Source organism: Candidatus Neomarinimicrobiota bacterium (genome assembly GCA_016784545.1).
Classification (GTDB): domain Bacteria; phylum Fidelibacterota; class UBA8477; order UBA8477; family JABMPR01; genus JABMPR01.
Map to the genome: position 1 here is coordinate 1 of JADHUM010000023.1, position 14,643 is coordinate 14,643.

The following is a 14,643-nucleotide window of genomic DNA, read 5'->3' on the forward strand; positions in this document are numbered from 1 at the left end:
TTATCCGGGATTACTTTTAGTACAAGCATTTTAAAACCATAAATTCGGAGTGTCTGTTGTCCCAAGTCATTGAGTTGAAATCTCATCCACTCGTCTCACACAACTTAGCCATCCTGAGAAGTAAAGACACTGACAGTCAGCGATTTAGAGAAGCAGCCCAGCGACTCAGCAGCATGGTTCTCATGGCAGCGACTGAATCATTAAACACAGTTGAGAAAAGTGTAGAAACACCCCTTCAAAAAACGACTGAAATGGTTTTCGCTGATGACATCTGGTTTATCCCTGTTCTACGAGCAGGCCTGGCAATGGTTGATATCGGTCTTAGTCTTTTACCAGATGCACAGGTAGGTTTTGTGGGGCTGTATCGGGATGAAGAGAGTCTAGAACCCCAATATTACTACAAAAACTTACCGGATTTTTCAACATCGGCACATAGCTGTTTTCTCATGGATCCTATGCTGGCAACAGGGGGAAGTGCGTGTGCTGCTATTGACCTGTTAAAAGCAAGAGGTGCTTCAGACGTGAGACTGTTGACTCTAATTTGCGCTCCAGAAGGCATAAAAGAAGTCTTTACAAAGCATCCTGATGTATCCATTTTTACTGCTTCTATAGATGAACGATTAAATGAGGTTGGCTACATCGTCCCTGGACTAGGGGATGCCGGTGATCGATATTTTGGGACTTGAGCTCTAGGTTCAGCCCAAAAACAGCGGAAGGGAGGACAGTCCGGGCGGACTGCCTCCCCTCCTATCTCGCTAGTGCAGGACAGCGGAGATATCTTTGTCAGCTAGCTACTCGATAAAGTCGGCCTCGGCGAACTCCTCGATACTGAAATCATTGTTAGGATCAGCGTCCATTTGTAGGATGAATTCCACAACCTTCTTTTGTGCTCCCTCCACCTGCTTGCGAGAAACGGGTCCTTCTTTGGGTTCATACATGGCCTGCTTCTTTTGAGGCAAGTTTTCCAGAACCCTATCACTGAATTCCTGATCCTGCCCCTTTAATGCCAGAGCAACATCATCTAAATCCAGACTATTGAATATATCTCTGAGGATATTTTCCGGGAGCATGGGCACATTTTCAAAGGTGAAGTGATGCTTTTTCACCTCCTTGGCCAACTCAGGATCTTCCTGGGAGAGATAATCAAGAAATTGTCGTTGTTCTTTGGCGTCCATGGTTCCCAATAGACCTGCCATTGCCTTGCCACCACCTTCTGAATATTCAGCTTGAGATGGAATCTGCTTGGCTTTATCACGGTATTCTGAGGCCACTTCCAGAACAGCTTCCAGGGGAACATCCTTAATTTTTCCAAGATCAACCATGGCTTCTGTGCGGACTTCAGTGGGAAGTCTCTGAAGTAAACGACCCTGCATTTCTGTGGGAAGTTGGGCCAGGAGTATGGAGATAGAACGAGTTGGTTCTGATCGAATCAAATAAGCGAGATGAACTTCAGACATTCCTTCAAGAAAAGCAAAGGGCTGGGAGGTCGCATCCTTGGCCTCTGCGGCAAATTTCTTGGACATAAAGGAGAAGTAAAATTCCTCAAGAACCAGCTTCTTAAATTCGAAAGGGACATTTTTTATTTGAGGCACACGCTGGCGAACCGCTATGATCTCCTGATCGCTCAAATTGGGGAACAGTTGTCCTGCAAGACGTGCTCCCAATATATCAAAAAGAATTGCGGCTTTATCAATGCCGGCTAATTTTTTTGGGGTAGCCATTATTTTTGCCCCTTCTTTTTCTTTTTACCATTAGACTTTTCTTCTTCCTCAGCCTCTTCTGCATCCTCTTCTTCAGCCTCACCAGTGTCCTGGAGCCAGTCTTTGACGATACTGGAGGCCGAACCCGGCTTGCTTACAGCCAGAGAAACGACTGATTTTTTAATACTATCAACTTCATCAATCAAATCAGGATCAATCTCTGGTTCGGGAATTTCCTCTTCTTCAGGTTCAGCTTTTACTTCAGGAGCTGGTTCGGGCTCTACAGGGGCCTGGGCCATGTCCTGTGAAGGAGGTAATTCTGGAGCCTGACGACGGCCACCCATGAGGGCACCTATAATCACAGCCAATCCAACCAGAACAGCAGCACCAATAATAAATGGCCAGAGGAGATCATCTTCATCCTCAGGCATCATGGTCGCCTGAAGTCTCTGGTTCTGAAGTTCATCCATCTGTTGTTTAAGCTTGTTCTCGCGATCTTTGATGGCTGACTTTTCAGCTTCTCTACGTTTTTGTTCCAGCTCAAGCTTCAACCGTTGTTCTTCTTCCAGATCCACTGCTGACAGTTGCTTTTTAAGGTCATTAAGTTGTTCTGAGAGAAGCGCCAGCCTCAGGGAGTCCTGACGCAGCCGATCTTGGGCTTGTGACTGTTGTGCTTCAAAAAGTTGTCGCCGTTCTTCCGTGAGACGGTTTTGCTCTTGCTCGCGAAGGTCGGTTAATTCTCGTTCTCTCTGACGAATTCGCTCTTCTTCCTGTTTCCGAAGTTGAGCCAGTTCAGCCTCATGGGCTTTCTGTTTTTCGGCTTCTTCCAGACGAATACGAGCCATTTCAGCATCGCGTGCTTCTTTATTGGCCTGGTCAAGCTTCATCCGCTCTTGCTGAGATTCCAGATCCTTGATACGCTTATTTTCAGTTTCTTCTTTCTGACGAGCTTCAATTGCTGTCATTTTTTCAGCAATAGATTTTAGTAAAAGTTGTTCTGTATCAGGTTTGCTCTTGTTGGAACCCTGGAAATCCGCCGTCATAACCTGCAGCTTGTCACCGCGCTGGCGGTTGAAATGGGCAGCAACCATAGTGACGGTGCGAATGTTTTCAATTATTTGAGGGGAGATGGGGTCTTCCAGAATAACGGTTAACTCCATTTTCTTTACGCTCAGGTTGGGACCACTTATACTGGCTACTGTATGACGGGATAATTGTGGATTGGTGCTTTGTGAATAGCTCACAATGGTTTGGTTATCGGTGTTTTCGCTGACGCTTTTAATATCTTCTTCGAGGATGACTTCATTCTCTTCCAGAGATAGGCTTGCCTCAGCTGCGACTTCGCTGTTTGTGGTATCGGGGATTTCTGCTATTTCGTCCAGGTCTTCGGCTGCCGCAAAAACAACATCTTCATTGTTGTCTACTTCGACAGGAACCTCTTCTTCATATAATTCAAAACCTGGTGACTGTATTCCAGGAAATCCAGGTATATCAGATGGTACATCAGTTTTAATGGGACGCTTTTTGAGAACAGTCCGGGTTTTTTGGGCACCAGCATCTTCAGTTTTTACACTGGATGATTTGCTCATTCCCGGTGTCTTGCTCAGGGATTGCTTAAAAATTTCTTGTTCAGGACTAACTTTTTCCTTTTTTGATCCAGGGGCTTCATAAACAGTTGTATATTTCTGAGTAGGTGTTGCTTCCATGACCACGTTGACATTGACGATGAAATTTTCATGACGCAGGATACGGTAAACAGCATCACTCACTCTTTGATGAATAGTATTCTCCAGTAGTATTTTTTGAGAAAGCACCTCTTTATTGGCGCTCGGTTGTGCGAACACCTGAGAGATCAAAATCAGTGTGGTAATAATACCGCCTGTTATGATGTGTTTAAATGCTGGATACTTCATATGCTTCTCCTCGTTTCTAGCGCTGGTTATCATTAACCGATCGTTAGAAATGTTATATCAACGCGTCTGTTCTTCGCTTTATTCGCGCGAGTATCGTTTGCGACCAATGGTACCGTATCGCCAAAACCGATAGCCCGGAATTTATCAGCAGCAATACCCTGTTCGGTTAAATACCGAATCACGGCACTGGATCTGGCGGCAGATAACTCCCAGTTGGACGGAAACTGACTCGACCGTATTGGGTCATTGTCTGTGTGTCCTTCAACTGCAATGGCGTAAGTCGCCTTTTCCATGGTGCTGACCAATTTCACAAGAAATGATTTAATTGGTCCTGAAAGGATGGCAGTTCCTGAGCCAAAAGCTAGATCGCTGGCAATTCCCAGGGTAACCCCCCGGGCATTCATAGAAACTGTGACCTGACTCGAAAGCTCCTGCTCCACCACTAATTTTTTTACTTCTTTATTAATCTGACTTAAGGAAACCTTTTTGGACTTCTTTGCGGATCCTTTGTCCTTTTTAGTTGAATCACCAAATTGCTCCAGCTTGACGGGATCCAAAGTGGACATTGCAAAAAGGAGCACGAAAAAAGTCATGAGCAGGGTCATCATGTCAGCATAGGTGGTAAGCCAGCCGCCTTCGTCCTGTTGTTGCTTCTTTTTTGGTTCAATTGCCATTTAGTCCTCGTAAACCCTGTCACGTGGTGCAAGATATGAGTTCAAGAATTCTCTCACCAGGATGGGATGCTTTTTGACCTTGAGCATTACAACCCCATCAATAATCATATTCTGAGTAATATTTCGCTTATCTATGCGAGAGCGCAGTTTTGCTGCGACGGGTAAAAAGAACAGGTTGGCAAAGAGAGCGCCATAAAAGGTGGTAATCAGGGCAACACCCATAGATTGTCCCAATTTTGCTGCAGGATCGTCATTTCCACCACTTCCATCAGATGGAGCACCCATGGCAAAAAGCATGGCCACCAGACCTACCAGGGTTCCAACCATACCAAAGGCTGGTGAGAATACCCCCATGGTCTTAAACACATTGGCTTCAGCATCTTCACGAAGTTCCCGATTGACCACCCGTGTCTCCATGATATTGCGGATATCTTCTTCAGGGAGACCATCAACAATCATCTGTACACCGTCTTTCATAAACCAGTCTTTTATACCATCCGTGGCTTTTTCAAGATCAGCTGTACCTTTTCTGGCAACGGCAGCCAATTCAACTAATTCACGAAGTGTGTCACTATCATTGTGATTGTCACCTTTAAAAACGGCCCAGAGATTGGTATACAGCGAGAGTACTTCTTTAACAGGGAAGGCCATGGCTGTGGCGGCAATAGTACCACCCAATACAATCATGAGAGACTGGACGTCCACAAAGGTCATCACACCGTTTGGGAGAACTTGAGATACTTCAAATACGGCGTATCCAATCAAGCCTGAACCGAATAATAACCCAATAATGGTTGCAAAATCCATATGCTAATCCTTTTCCTGTTAATCCCTTGCGGAAACGGCTGAACGCAACCGATTCTCGTTTAAAGCACGCAGGATATTACGTACTTCGTCATATCCGGGGTCGATCTGAAGCGCAATGTTCCAATTGATGGTTGCTCTATCGATCTGATTTAGCTTGTAATAGATTGACCCCCGTCTGGCATAGGCTAAAGCCAGGTTTGGATTGTACTCCAAAGCTTCATTTATCTCAATCAGAGCATCATCATATTCCTCGTTATAGAAGAGACGCAACGAGCGAGAGAGGTGTTTCAAAGCCTGGTTGATCTGGGCATCGGAAACATGGCGTGCCAACTGGAGAGAGGCCACCGAATCTTCCAAGACCTGATTTCTTTGTTCTAGATGTTCTACCATACGGTTGAGTTGTTCAATTTCAGCGCTAGACATTCTCAGGGAGTCCCTAAGAACCAGCAATTGACGTTCCTGGGCCTTGTGCCAACTGGAGTCAATTACCGTCCGCATGGGCAAGCCGTCTTCAGTGACAACGCCTGAAACCTTGATACCACCACGTTGTTTACTGGCAGCCGATTTGACACGGGGTAGAAAATAATCAAGTCCGATTCCTATACCGGGTGGGTTCTCACGATCCTCACCCAGATAGGGTAAATTTTGCATGTTGGAGAAACCCAGATTGATATGGTATTCATGGGTCAATGGTATCTTCACACCAGCGTTGATACCCACACCATCAAATTCAATAATGAAATCTAGACCACCACGATCAGCCATAATATTGGTGTTCAATAATAGCCCCAGAAAGAAGCCAATACTGTTAGCTTTTGGGGTCTTAATGGTATCACCGGTAGCGCTAGTGGTCGTATCAATGTCAAATTTTCCAAAATTGGAGCCATAACGACCAGAGCCAATACCCAGATAAGTTTTGAGATTGTACTCGGAAAAACTGTTCTCACGACTGAGCAGCATATAGTAGGAGAGATTGCGAACACGTTCTTCAATACCAGAAGTGTCTGCTGAAGTATTGCTAACGCTAATATCATTTACGCCAATCCCAACAGCGGTTTCACCATACGTCAGTAGTCGGTTTTGGATATGCAGGGCGATATCATTTTCGTTGGCACTGGATCCAGACTGGATAGCAGAGAGCCCCAGACGGAAATCACGGGTAATATCAGTTTCCAGGAAGAACCCCTTGTTCCAGAACTCGGTTTCAAAGGCGCCGCGGGTCGACTGAGCAGCAACCCCAAGACGTAATAAATAGGACTCGTTATACAGGCTGGATGTTGGAATATGCATCATGGGTCCCGGCCGGGAGTAATTCAAGCTTGTCTGCGCATAAACAGCCATGCCCGAAGTAAGAATAACTAAAATCAATATATGCTTTAATGTTTTCATATGATGATCTCCAGGATCAGCCTCTCATCTCGTATCATTCCTGCACAAATCGTCTGGCCAGGGTCAAATATTCACTTCCTGGATGACGGGAAACCAGCTCTTGAAATGCCAGCTTGGCTTCCGGTAGACGATTCTTGTTTTTAAATGCCAGACCGATCATAACGAGAGCATCATCCAGCTTGTCAGAATTCTCGAAGCGTTGCACTTGTTCAAGCGCGCTAATCGCTTCATCATAAAGTCCTTTTTCAAAATAACAGCGACCAACCCAATACTGAGCATTGGCGCGCATGGTCACATCAACACCACTTCTAACGATGTTGTTAAAATCTTCAATGGCCTGGTAGTAAAGTTCCTGGTGGTACTTTGTGAGTCCACTTCTGTATGCGGCCTGTTCTTCACGCTCACTCATTCTTGGACCAGAATATGTCTGGATGGCAGGCGCAGTTGTTACATTGGCATGCTTCCAGGGCGTGTGCAATTCAGCAAAGACACTATCTGAGGATTGGCTTTCGCCAGGTGTAAAATCTGGGGTTTTTCGGGCATTTTCCTGTTGACCAACCAAGCTGGTGATTCGAGTGCTTAATAAGGCACGATCAGTTTCTCCAGCAGCTCTAATCTGAGCAATCTCAGTTTGCAAACTGTCAATTACCTGGGTCTGGTATCTCAAACGGACTTCAGTCTCAGCTAATTTATGCTGATATCGATTTAACTCTTCTTCCAGTTCCATCTGCTGCCCCAACAATTCAGGGGAATCAAGGGTATCGGGATTCAGGTCAGGATCAAGTTTGGTAGTATCTTCTATTCTTATGCCAATATCATAGAGTAGACTTCCAGGATTGGTTTGACCAAAAGCAGTCAATCCAAAGAGCAGGATAGTCAGGATGATATATGTTGGCTGCATTTTCATAGTTCTAGTTCTAGCGATTTCCCTTTAGGAAGTCTCGGGCCTGATTTGCCAGTTCACTATCAGGATATTCAGAGAGAAAATGCTCCATGCTTTCTCGGGCCTTCATATAACGACCGAGTTGCTGATAACTGATGGCGATTTTGAAAAGTGCGTGATCACTCTTATTGTTTTCCGCAAAAGTGAAGACTTTTTCAAACTCGGTAACTGCAGATTCATAATCTTCCAAAGAATAGTAACATTCACCGATCCAGTATTGGGCATTATCTGCATAAGCACCGGAAGGTTCTCTTTCGATCAGAATCCGGAACTCCTGAATGGCTTCCAGAAAATCTTTATTGAAATAATTATTGAGCGCATCATTGTACGCCATGCGATACTCTGTATTTAAAGTATAACCGCGAGCCTTGGAGGAAAGGATAACGGCTGAAACTGGTTTCTTCTCAACTGGAGCAGTCTCTGTCACCTGAAGTATGGTTTTTACTTTTACCGGTTCGGGCTTGGCCTCCACAGGCACCATCTTTTTGGCAATTGGTTCCATAACCACACCTGCATGGGTTTCCAGGGCGAGTTGCTCTATTTGAATTTCAAGAGAGTCATTTAAGAGCAATAAATTCTTCATGCCTTCTTTCAAGGAATCTATTTCCCGAATCAGCACATAAATATTGCCTCTAAGATTGATAATATCTGGATCACGGGGAGTTGCGACCACTTCAATAACGGGTTGTTCAGCTTTTTCTTCCAACTTGGTTTGATAGATGGCAATCTGTGTATCCATGGCAGCGATACTGGCTTTGAGGAGTTCCACCTCTTCCCGGGATTCCCGTAATTTGACAACCTCGGCTGAAAGTGCTTTCATCTGGGATTGCAATTTCATCTGCTCAATACTTGGAGCAGGTGTGGCAGGTTCTTTTGGCGTACAAGCCATGAGTCCCAGAAGGGTTACCAGAGAAAGCGTTACGATAAGTGAATGTTTAGATATCATGCTCTTCCCAATCGATGGAATAGCTATATCCTATAAAGGAGCCAAATGAATTGGGGACATAAAGTTCAAATTCACCACTGGCACCGGGAAATAGAGATGTGTCAGTATTGACACCGCTGGAGAATACATGATGAGAGCCTTTGACAAATGCTGTAAGTTCGCGTGTATCACCACTCCAGTTAATTCTGAACAGAAAATTTACTTTCACAAAGTCAGCTCGACGACCACCAATATTTTTTACCACTCCTGACAGGATGGTATTCCCGGAGCGGTCCTTGCGTTCTTTGATGCTGCCGGATAAAACGACGTTGCCTGTATATTTGCTATCCCGTGTTTCGCCCTTGACATCCTGGGTTCCGGCCATATTTGCACGATCACCATTGATGTTCATGGGAGCACCACCTCGAGCTGCATCTCCAGCCGTAACAGCAGGAGCATCATCGGAGGTAGGAATGTTATCTACAATACGTAGGACTTGATCCCGGGAGACGGATAGCACACCAATAAGCGTTTTGACCTGGATATTATCTTTGTCCTGATCGATGACATCTCCAAACAGCTTGGTGCCATTTTCTAAATGTACTTCTTTACTATATATACTTAAGGGGTTTGTCCAGACTTCACTCTGAGTTTGAAGTTCGGTCAATTTCTTTTTGACATATTTTAATTCAGCAGCGAGACGTTTGACTTCATAGTTGATTTCGCTGGTGACAAAATCAGCGGATTCGCCAGCTTCTGGTTTCTTATTTCTAAGTTGATCAAGATTATAGATCAGGTTATCAGCTTGTTCACCACTCTGCCAGGCAGATTCATCAGTCCCCTGAGCATCGACACCTGCAGATTCAGCACGGGTTGTTGAATCACGTCGTGCTGACGATTTGTCCCATGACTCTTCTTCCGGTTTGGATTTTCCACCGAACATTGAGCACTGTACAAATGTCAGGGTTAGAGCCAATAACAGTACTTGTAAGCTGTATCGCTTCATACGCAGCCTCTTCCGACTTAACATCGCTTCCAATTTTATGCGGAGTGTAACCTGTCCTGCACCGCATTCGTAAAGAATTTAGCGAGCTAATAAAATCTTGTCAAGAAAATACAACTGTTTTTTAGGCACTTATAGCGACTACTTAAGAAAATGCTTTAAGTGATACTACATATTGTGGTTTTAAATGAGGGGGTTTCCGTATCTTGTGGAATAAAAGGGGCTAAAAGAGAGGTTTTGGACAAAAAAATCAAGGGTTTAAGTGATAATTCTCATTTTTTAGTAAAATTTTTACCAGAGCGAGGGCAGGCGACGAATCCCTCAAAATCATCTGGATGTGAAATAACAGCTCCACCAGAAGAACTTCAGTGACTGAAGAAAGCAGTTACCTTGGGAATCAGGTTGTGGTGCGATCCAGATGATCAGGATCATGTCCTTTGATTATACCTCGCATCAGACGACCCAAGATATCAGCCCCGGTAATGATTTGTTTTTGCTTACCCCACACGACTATCACATCATTGGCAATCACATCATCCTCATGATCTGCTGTTACAGTTTCAAATCTTTTGATAACCTCACCCAGGGGGCTGCTGGAATTGGAGACCACAATTGGACGGTGGGTATAATCATCTGGATTGAAAGTTTCCGGATCAAAGAGGGCGGCTCGGATAAACCCATCGGCATCAACCACAAAGCGTGGCTTTTGAAGCTCATCTATAATGACGACCCATTTCCGTTTGGATTTGTTCAACTTGAGTAGAAAAGGATCATCCACAGATTTTTTAATGGGGGGATATTCGGGTTGGCCGGATTTGACAGGCAGGGTGATAATGCTTTCCGGATGCAGGGGTTCCCCTTCTTCTCCAATCAACAGATCATCTATGGACAAAAAATTGATGGCACCGATTCCTTCAACCTGATCAATGTCATGGCTTTCTTCAACATGCCTGCGAATGAGTTGCTTCAGACTTTTCTCCTTGAAATACTGAATGCTCTCAGCACCCAGCCATACATCAAGGAGTTTGGCAGATGGTTTGGCCACAATATAAAGGATGAACTGATAGATCTTTAAAACAGGGGTAAGAATGGCAGCCATTTTCAGTGCATGTCGAGAAAAATATGCCTGAGGGATAATTTCACCAAAAAAGGTAATTAATACTGTGGAGAAGAGGAAGGCTGCCATGCCAGCCATCACTGAATTGGATAGCAGGGTTAATAGTACATTGATGCCAACATTTCCCCAAAGAATGGTACTGAGTAGAAAATTTGAATCTTCCCTCATTTTTAACACTTTTTGAGCCTCACGGCTACCATGGCCTGCTTCAATCTCCAGTCGGAGCCGTGGGACACTGAAAAAAGCAAGGTTCAAACCCGAGAACATTGCTGACTGCGATAAACAAAAAATGATCCCCAGCCAATTAAGCCATTCCATAATCACCTCGTTTTTGTTTTGAAATATGGATCACTATTCTACTCCCTTTCTTTGCGTATGATGCACCCTCTTAGCGATTAGGCTGGGTCCGTTACATCTTTCTTTAAATCAACAGTCAGGTGCTGGGGTGCGATTTGAAACGTCTCAAAGGGCATTTCTATCTGAGCATTTGTAAGCTCCTTAAAGACGAGTTCACGTAAATTCAGGCGCTGCTGGGCATTGTCCCGTTCGTCATCCAGCCAAACCCGCAATTCCAGAGCATTATTGTAATCGTTTAAGGATGTAACCACCACTTGTGGCGGTGGGGAGTTTAAAAACTGTGGTTGGCTTGCAATCATGGACAGTAAGATTTCCCGCACCTCATCAATATCTTCATTCAGTCCAACGGTAAAGCCAATATCCAGCCTGAGGTGGGGAAAGTTTGTGTAGGAGATCACCGTCTTTGTCATGATTTCGGTATTGGGAACCGCTAACATTTTGCCATCGTTGGTGATGATTCGTGTAGAACGCAGTGAAATTCGCTGGACACGGCCATAGCGACCTTCGATCTCAACCAGGTCATCAATAGTGAAAGGACGGTCAAGAAAAATCAGAATACCTGAGATGATATTCGATAGCATATCCCGGGCAGCAAATCCAATTGTCAGTCCGAACACGCCTAATGATGCAAGCAAAGCCGTTGTTCTAACCCCGGCTGTTCCAAGGGCCACCAGCACGGCAACGGTCAGAATACAGGCCTTCAAAACGGTTTCAACAAAAGCAGCACTGGTTTTATCCAGACGGGTATTCCATCGCGGAAGCACCCAGCTTCTTATAATGCGCCAGAAAATCCAGAACAGGAGTAGCACCACCCCGCCAACCACAATGTTCATCAAATATTTACCCAAAAGGGGGCCAAGTCGATCTGGATCGAAATAATCAGTAAGTTGTGTTAAAAGGCTCTGTATTAATCGTACCACGCTATTTATTCCTCATGTTAGGGGTTTTAATCAGGGGTCCATTCACAGCCGTCGAGATGTCGATCTGAGCCAGGGCCAGGGCAGGAGCAGTTTCCAGCAGTGGGGGTATCGCCTCAAGCGCCTTTCGATAGGGTGTCCAGGAAGCGCTCTTGAGAGTGTCCTCAAAAAACAGCCATTTGAAGGCATCATGCTCATGATTGAGTTCAGGATCTTTAAACTCGACCTCAGCAATAAATGCCGGGACATGAATGATCTCATCTGTAGCGTGTAGATAGTAAGATGAGACATGATCCAGGGCATAGAATTGCTGGGGAGTAAACCCGGTCTCTTCTTCAAGTTCACGTAAACCTGCTTTCCAGGCTGCTTCACCAGATTTGATTTTTCCGGCAACAGGTTGCCAAATTCCAGGATAACTATTGTCAGGAGCACGCCTCAGCAACAGGAAACACAAGCCATTATCGCTACGGGTGAAGGGGAATACATCGATATATTTTATCATTGTGGATGAGACCCTTGCTATTTCAAAGCGGGGATTCGATTCCCAGCCTTTCGCACTGAATCATTCTGCTTCTGCAGTATAATCACAGAATCACCAATGATCTCCAAAGAAGCACCCCAATGAGTGGCCAGCCATGTCATGGTATCTGGGGAGAAGAAAATAACATGGGTTTCATCTTTGATATAATGCCAGGTTGCAAAATCAAGATCTGGTAAACGCAGGCTGGTCATGATCCCGAGATATCCCTGGGGTTGGAGGCAGGACCAGAGACGGTCAAGTTCTACAAGGGGCTTATGGAGATGCTCAACAACCTCAGTCGCGGTGATAAAGGCATACTTCTCATTGAAGACCTCCTGTTCAGGAGTATAAAAGCTATCATAGTGGGACATGGTATGTCCCTGTTCTTCGAACATACGCTTTAACAAAGGACCTGGACCAGAACCAAAATCAAGACCCGCGGAGTTCACAGCAATTCGATTGAACATGGGCTCACTCATCTTGGTGAGAAATTTACGGTAACGTAGGTCTTCGAAATCATTCTGGTGAAACTCATAACGCTTAAATTCCTCATCCCGACTCAGGTGGGAGTCTGGATGTGCAAATACCAACTCACAGACCGGACAGTGCAGATATTCGCGCTTGGAATCTCGGTGAAAATGCCCTGGTGTAGAGTGGAAGCAAAGGGGGCAGGGTTGGGGAGTATTTACAGTCATCAATAAAAAATCAGGCCAGGATTCGAATCCTGGCCTGTTCATTATAAAACATTATGGGTTGCGGAAATTAGAATGGCAAAGGCTCGTCGTCTTCACCACCAAAGGGGTTGCCACTGGGAGCTGAACCACCTGAAGGTGCTCCACCGCTATAGCCGCCACTATTTTCCTGGCTGCGTCCACCACCTTGTGAGCCAGCACCACTGCCACCTCCAAGAGGAGTTACGGTCAGGGCCACTATTTCCGTTGTATACTTTTTAACGCCATCTCGATCTTCCCAGGAGCGTGTCTGAAGACGACCCTCAACATAAATCAGGGAACCTTTGTCAAGATAGTTTGCCACAAACTCTGCAGTTTTGCCAAAAACGACAATGCGATGCCATTCAGTTGAATCAATATTGTTGCCACTGGCATCTTTGCGTGTCTCATTGGTGGCCAGGGTAATATTTGTGACGGCAGTCTGTGCAGGAGTATATTTCAACTCAGGTTTTTGACCCATTCTCCCCACGATGATTGCTTTATTAACACTATTCTTTTGCATGCTTCCTCCACTTGACCCCGGAGGGTCGTTCAAATATCTCGATTAATCTAATTAATTATTGATGTTTCGCTGATCCATTTTTCAATATCGGCAATAATCCAGGCTTCAATTTTGTAGCCCCTATGTTTTAAGGCTATCGCTTCCCAAATACCACCTGTAACCGCGGCACAGGGCTCATCAAAATTTTTAAGGTCTTCATCCTCGCCCAATACAGCTACAATTCCATCGTCCCCCTCATAAACCGAAGACATATCTGGAAACCGGGGACCTTTGGTCAGATCAACTGGACCAATCAAGGGATTTTGCGTCGACAGATTTATATGATCCTTCACCGGCTGGTTTGAGATCATATAGTGCACTCCCTTAAAAAGGAGAGTGACATATCGAAGATCTTGGTCATCCAGCTCAGCAACCCGCTCCCGGCCAATAGCGATGTCCTTTGAATACGAGACAATTGTTCCCCGGGGAAAGGCTTGCTCAAGCCTGCCATGAAATTCTGGTGCACAAAGAATAATGCTGTTTTGGTTCATTCCCGAGTTGAGTCCTCAGAATCCATCACATTGATTTCAGGCTCGTCATGATCCTGTGGCAAATCATCTATGATGAGATCGTTTTTGGAAAAATCCACTATACGCTCGTCACCTGAACTACTATCTCCCTCAAAAGACTCCGGGTCATCCTGGCTGGAGAATTCTTCTTCAAGGACTTCCAGATTAGTCCTGAGACTACTCTTTAACTTGATAAGAATCGAGTCCCGCTGAGCCATCAGCCTGCGAATTTCATTCTGAATTTGAGTAATATCCTGGTTGGCAGCAAAAAGTAAAGCCTCTTTTTCCGTATTGGCTTTTCGGATGATGATATCGGCTTCGTTTTGGGCGTTTTTCAAGGTCTCCTGGGCGGTCTTCTGTGCCAGGAGCAAAGTCTCCTTCAACCTGTCCTCGACATTCCTATAGGTGGTCAACGCAAGGCGGGCCTCTTTATTTTCTAAATGGATTTCATTGGATTCACGAATAAGGGTTTCGAGCTCATCGGCAATATTTTCAAGGAAATCGTTGACCTGATCCTTACTGTAGCCCAGAGGAGACTGTTTAAATTCCTGGTCTTTTATATCCTGTGGGGTTAAACGTCCCATAATTGCCTCCTCA

General features: G+C 45.1%; 15 protein-coding genes and 1 pseudogene. 1 reads left to right on the forward strand and 15 read right to left on the reverse strand.

Going from position 1 to position 14,643, the window contains the following annotated elements:
* The first annotated feature begins 56 nt into the window (after positions 1–56).
* On the forward strand, positions 57–686 hold the full coding sequence (upp, locus tag ISR87_06645) for a uracil phosphoribosyltransferase (protein MBL7025120.1): 630 nt from the start codon (positions 57–59) through the stop codon (positions 684–686).
* Between the two features lie 105 nt (positions 687–791).
* On the opposite strand, the gene ISR87_06650 is transcribed toward upp, so the two are convergent.
* The 15 genes and pseudogenes from ISR87_06650 to ISR87_06720 all read right to left on the reverse strand — a co-directional run bounded on the left by ISR87_06650 (position 792) and on the right by ISR87_06720 (position 14,630).
* Positions 792–1,721, reverse strand: coding sequence for a hypothetical protein (locus ISR87_06650; protein MBL7025121.1), 930 nt, complete (start codon positions 1,719–1,721; stop codon positions 792–794).
* Entirely contained in the window at positions 1,721–3,613 is a 1,893-nt protein-coding gene (locus ISR87_06655) for a hypothetical protein (protein ID MBL7025122.1), read from the reverse strand. Before ISR87_06655 ends, ISR87_06650 begins: the two co-directional genes overlap by 1 nt.
* A gap of 32 nt (positions 3,614–3,645) precedes the next feature.
* Complete coding sequence (locus ISR87_06660; protein ID MBL7025123.1) at positions 3,646–4,287, reverse strand: flagellar motor protein MotB; 642 nt, start codon at positions 4,285–4,287, stop codon at positions 3,646–3,648.
* Positions 4,288–5,094, reverse strand: a complete 807-nt coding sequence (locus ISR87_06665; GenBank protein MBL7025124.1) for a MotA/TolQ/ExbB proton channel family protein — start codon at positions 5,092–5,094, stop codon at positions 4,288–4,290.
* A gap of 18 nt (positions 5,095–5,112) precedes the next feature.
* The gene (locus tag ISR87_06670; GenBank protein ID MBL7025125.1) at positions 5,113–6,483 is read right to left on the reverse strand and encodes a hypothetical protein; all 1,371 of its coding nucleotides are present in this window, start codon (positions 6,481–6,483) and stop codon (positions 5,113–5,115) included.
* Between the two features lie 34 nt (positions 6,484–6,517).
* On the reverse strand, positions 6,518–7,384 hold the full coding sequence (locus tag ISR87_06675) for a tetratricopeptide repeat protein (protein ID MBL7025126.1): 867 nt from the start codon (positions 7,382–7,384) through the stop codon (positions 6,518–6,520).
* A gap of 16 nt (positions 7,385–7,400) precedes the next feature.
* Positions 7,401–8,372 carry a tetratricopeptide repeat protein gene (locus ISR87_06680; protein MBL7025127.1) on the reverse strand — a complete coding sequence of 324 codons (972 nt, stop codon included), beginning with the start codon at positions 8,370–8,372 and terminating at the stop codon, positions 7,401–7,403.
* Positions 8,362–9,357, reverse strand: coding sequence for a hypothetical protein (locus ISR87_06685; GenBank protein MBL7025128.1), 996 nt, complete (start codon positions 9,355–9,357; stop codon positions 8,362–8,364). Before ISR87_06685 ends, ISR87_06680 begins: the two co-directional genes overlap by 11 nt.
* 394 nt (positions 9,358–9,751) lie before the next feature.
* Entirely contained in the window at positions 9,752–10,789 is a 1,038-nt protein-coding gene (locus ISR87_06690) for a DUF21 domain-containing protein (protein MBL7025129.1), read from the reverse strand.
* A 77-nt stretch (positions 10,790–10,866) separates the two neighbouring features.
* The gene (locus tag ISR87_06695; protein MBL7025130.1) at positions 10,867–11,661 is read right to left on the reverse strand and encodes a mechanosensitive ion channel family protein; all 795 of its coding nucleotides are present in this window, start codon (positions 11,659–11,661) and stop codon (positions 10,867–10,869) included.
* A gap of 88 nt (positions 11,662–11,749) precedes the next feature.
* Positions 11,750–12,247 carry an NUDIX pyrophosphatase gene (locus ISR87_06700; GenBank protein ID MBL7025131.1) on the reverse strand — a complete coding sequence of 166 codons (498 nt, stop codon included), beginning with the start codon at positions 12,245–12,247 and terminating at the stop codon, positions 11,750–11,752.
* 17 nt (positions 12,248–12,264) lie between these two features.
* Entirely contained in the window at positions 12,265–12,960 is a 696-nt protein-coding gene (locus ISR87_06705; GenBank protein ID MBL7025132.1) for a class I SAM-dependent methyltransferase, read from the reverse strand.
* 67 nt (positions 12,961–13,027) lie between these two features.
* Complete coding sequence (locus ISR87_06710) at positions 13,028–13,498, reverse strand: single-stranded DNA-binding protein (GenBank protein ID MBL7025133.1); 471 nt, start codon at positions 13,496–13,498, stop codon at positions 13,028–13,030.
* Between the two features lie 245 nt (positions 13,499–13,743).
* Positions 13,744–13,830 (reverse strand): annotated as a pseudogene (locus tag ISR87_06715) (purine-nucleoside phosphorylase).
* A gap of 194 nt (positions 13,831–14,024) precedes the next feature.
* Positions 14,025–14,630, reverse strand: coding sequence for a DivIVA domain-containing protein (locus ISR87_06720; protein ID MBL7025134.1), 606 nt, complete (start codon positions 14,628–14,630; stop codon positions 14,025–14,027).
* Positions 14,631–14,643 lie beyond the last annotated feature (13 nt).

Excerpts from the sequence above, each read along its gene's own strand:
- ISR87_06680 (MBL7025127.1), bottom strand. The coding sequence starts at position 8,372 with ATGATATCTAAACATTCACTTATCGTAACGCTTTCTCTGGTAACCCTT.
- ISR87_06675 (MBL7025126.1), bottom strand. The coding sequence starts at position 7,384 with ATGCAGCCAACATATATCATCCTGACTATCCTGCTCTTTGGATTGACT.
- ISR87_06670 (MBL7025125.1), bottom strand. The coding sequence starts at position 6,483 with ATGAAAACATTAAAGCATATATTGATTTTAGTTATTCTTACTTCGGGC.
- ISR87_06720 (MBL7025134.1), bottom strand. The coding sequence starts at position 14,630 with ATGGGACGTTTAACCCCACAGGATATAAAAGACCAGGAATTTAAACAG.
- ISR87_06685 (MBL7025128.1), bottom strand. The coding sequence starts at position 9,357 with ATGAAGCGATACAGCTTACAAGTACTGTTATTGGCTCTAACCCTGACA.
- ISR87_06660 (MBL7025123.1), bottom strand. The coding sequence starts at position 4,287 with ATGGCAATTGAACCAAAAAAGAAGCAACAACAGGACGAAGGCGGCTGG.
- ISR87_06655 (MBL7025122.1), bottom strand. The coding sequence starts at position 3,613 with ATGAAGTATCCAGCATTTAAACACATCATAACAGGCGGTATTATTACC.
- ISR87_06710 (MBL7025133.1), bottom strand. The coding sequence starts at position 13,498 with ATGCAAAAGAATAGTGTTAATAAAGCAATCATCGTGGGGAGAATGGGT.
- ISR87_06665 (MBL7025124.1), bottom strand. The coding sequence starts at position 5,094 with ATGGATTTTGCAACCATTATTGGGTTATTATTCGGTTCAGGCTTGATT.
- ISR87_06695 (MBL7025130.1), bottom strand. The coding sequence starts at position 11,661 with ATGAACATTGTGGTTGGCGGGGTGGTGCTACTCCTGTTCTGGATTTTC.
- ISR87_06690 (MBL7025129.1), bottom strand. The coding sequence starts at position 10,789 with ATGGAATGGCTTAATTGGCTGGGGATCATTTTTTGTTTATCGCAGTCA.
- ISR87_06700 (MBL7025131.1), bottom strand. The coding sequence starts at position 12,247 with ATGATAAAATATATCGATGTATTCCCCTTCACCCGTAGCGATAATGGC.
- ISR87_06705 (MBL7025132.1), bottom strand. The coding sequence starts at position 12,960 with ATGACTGTAAATACTCCCCAACCCTGCCCCCTTTGCTTCCACTCTACA.
- ISR87_06650 (MBL7025121.1), bottom strand. The coding sequence starts at position 1,721 with ATGGCTACCCCAAAAAAATTAGCCGGCATTGATAAAGCCGCAATTCTT.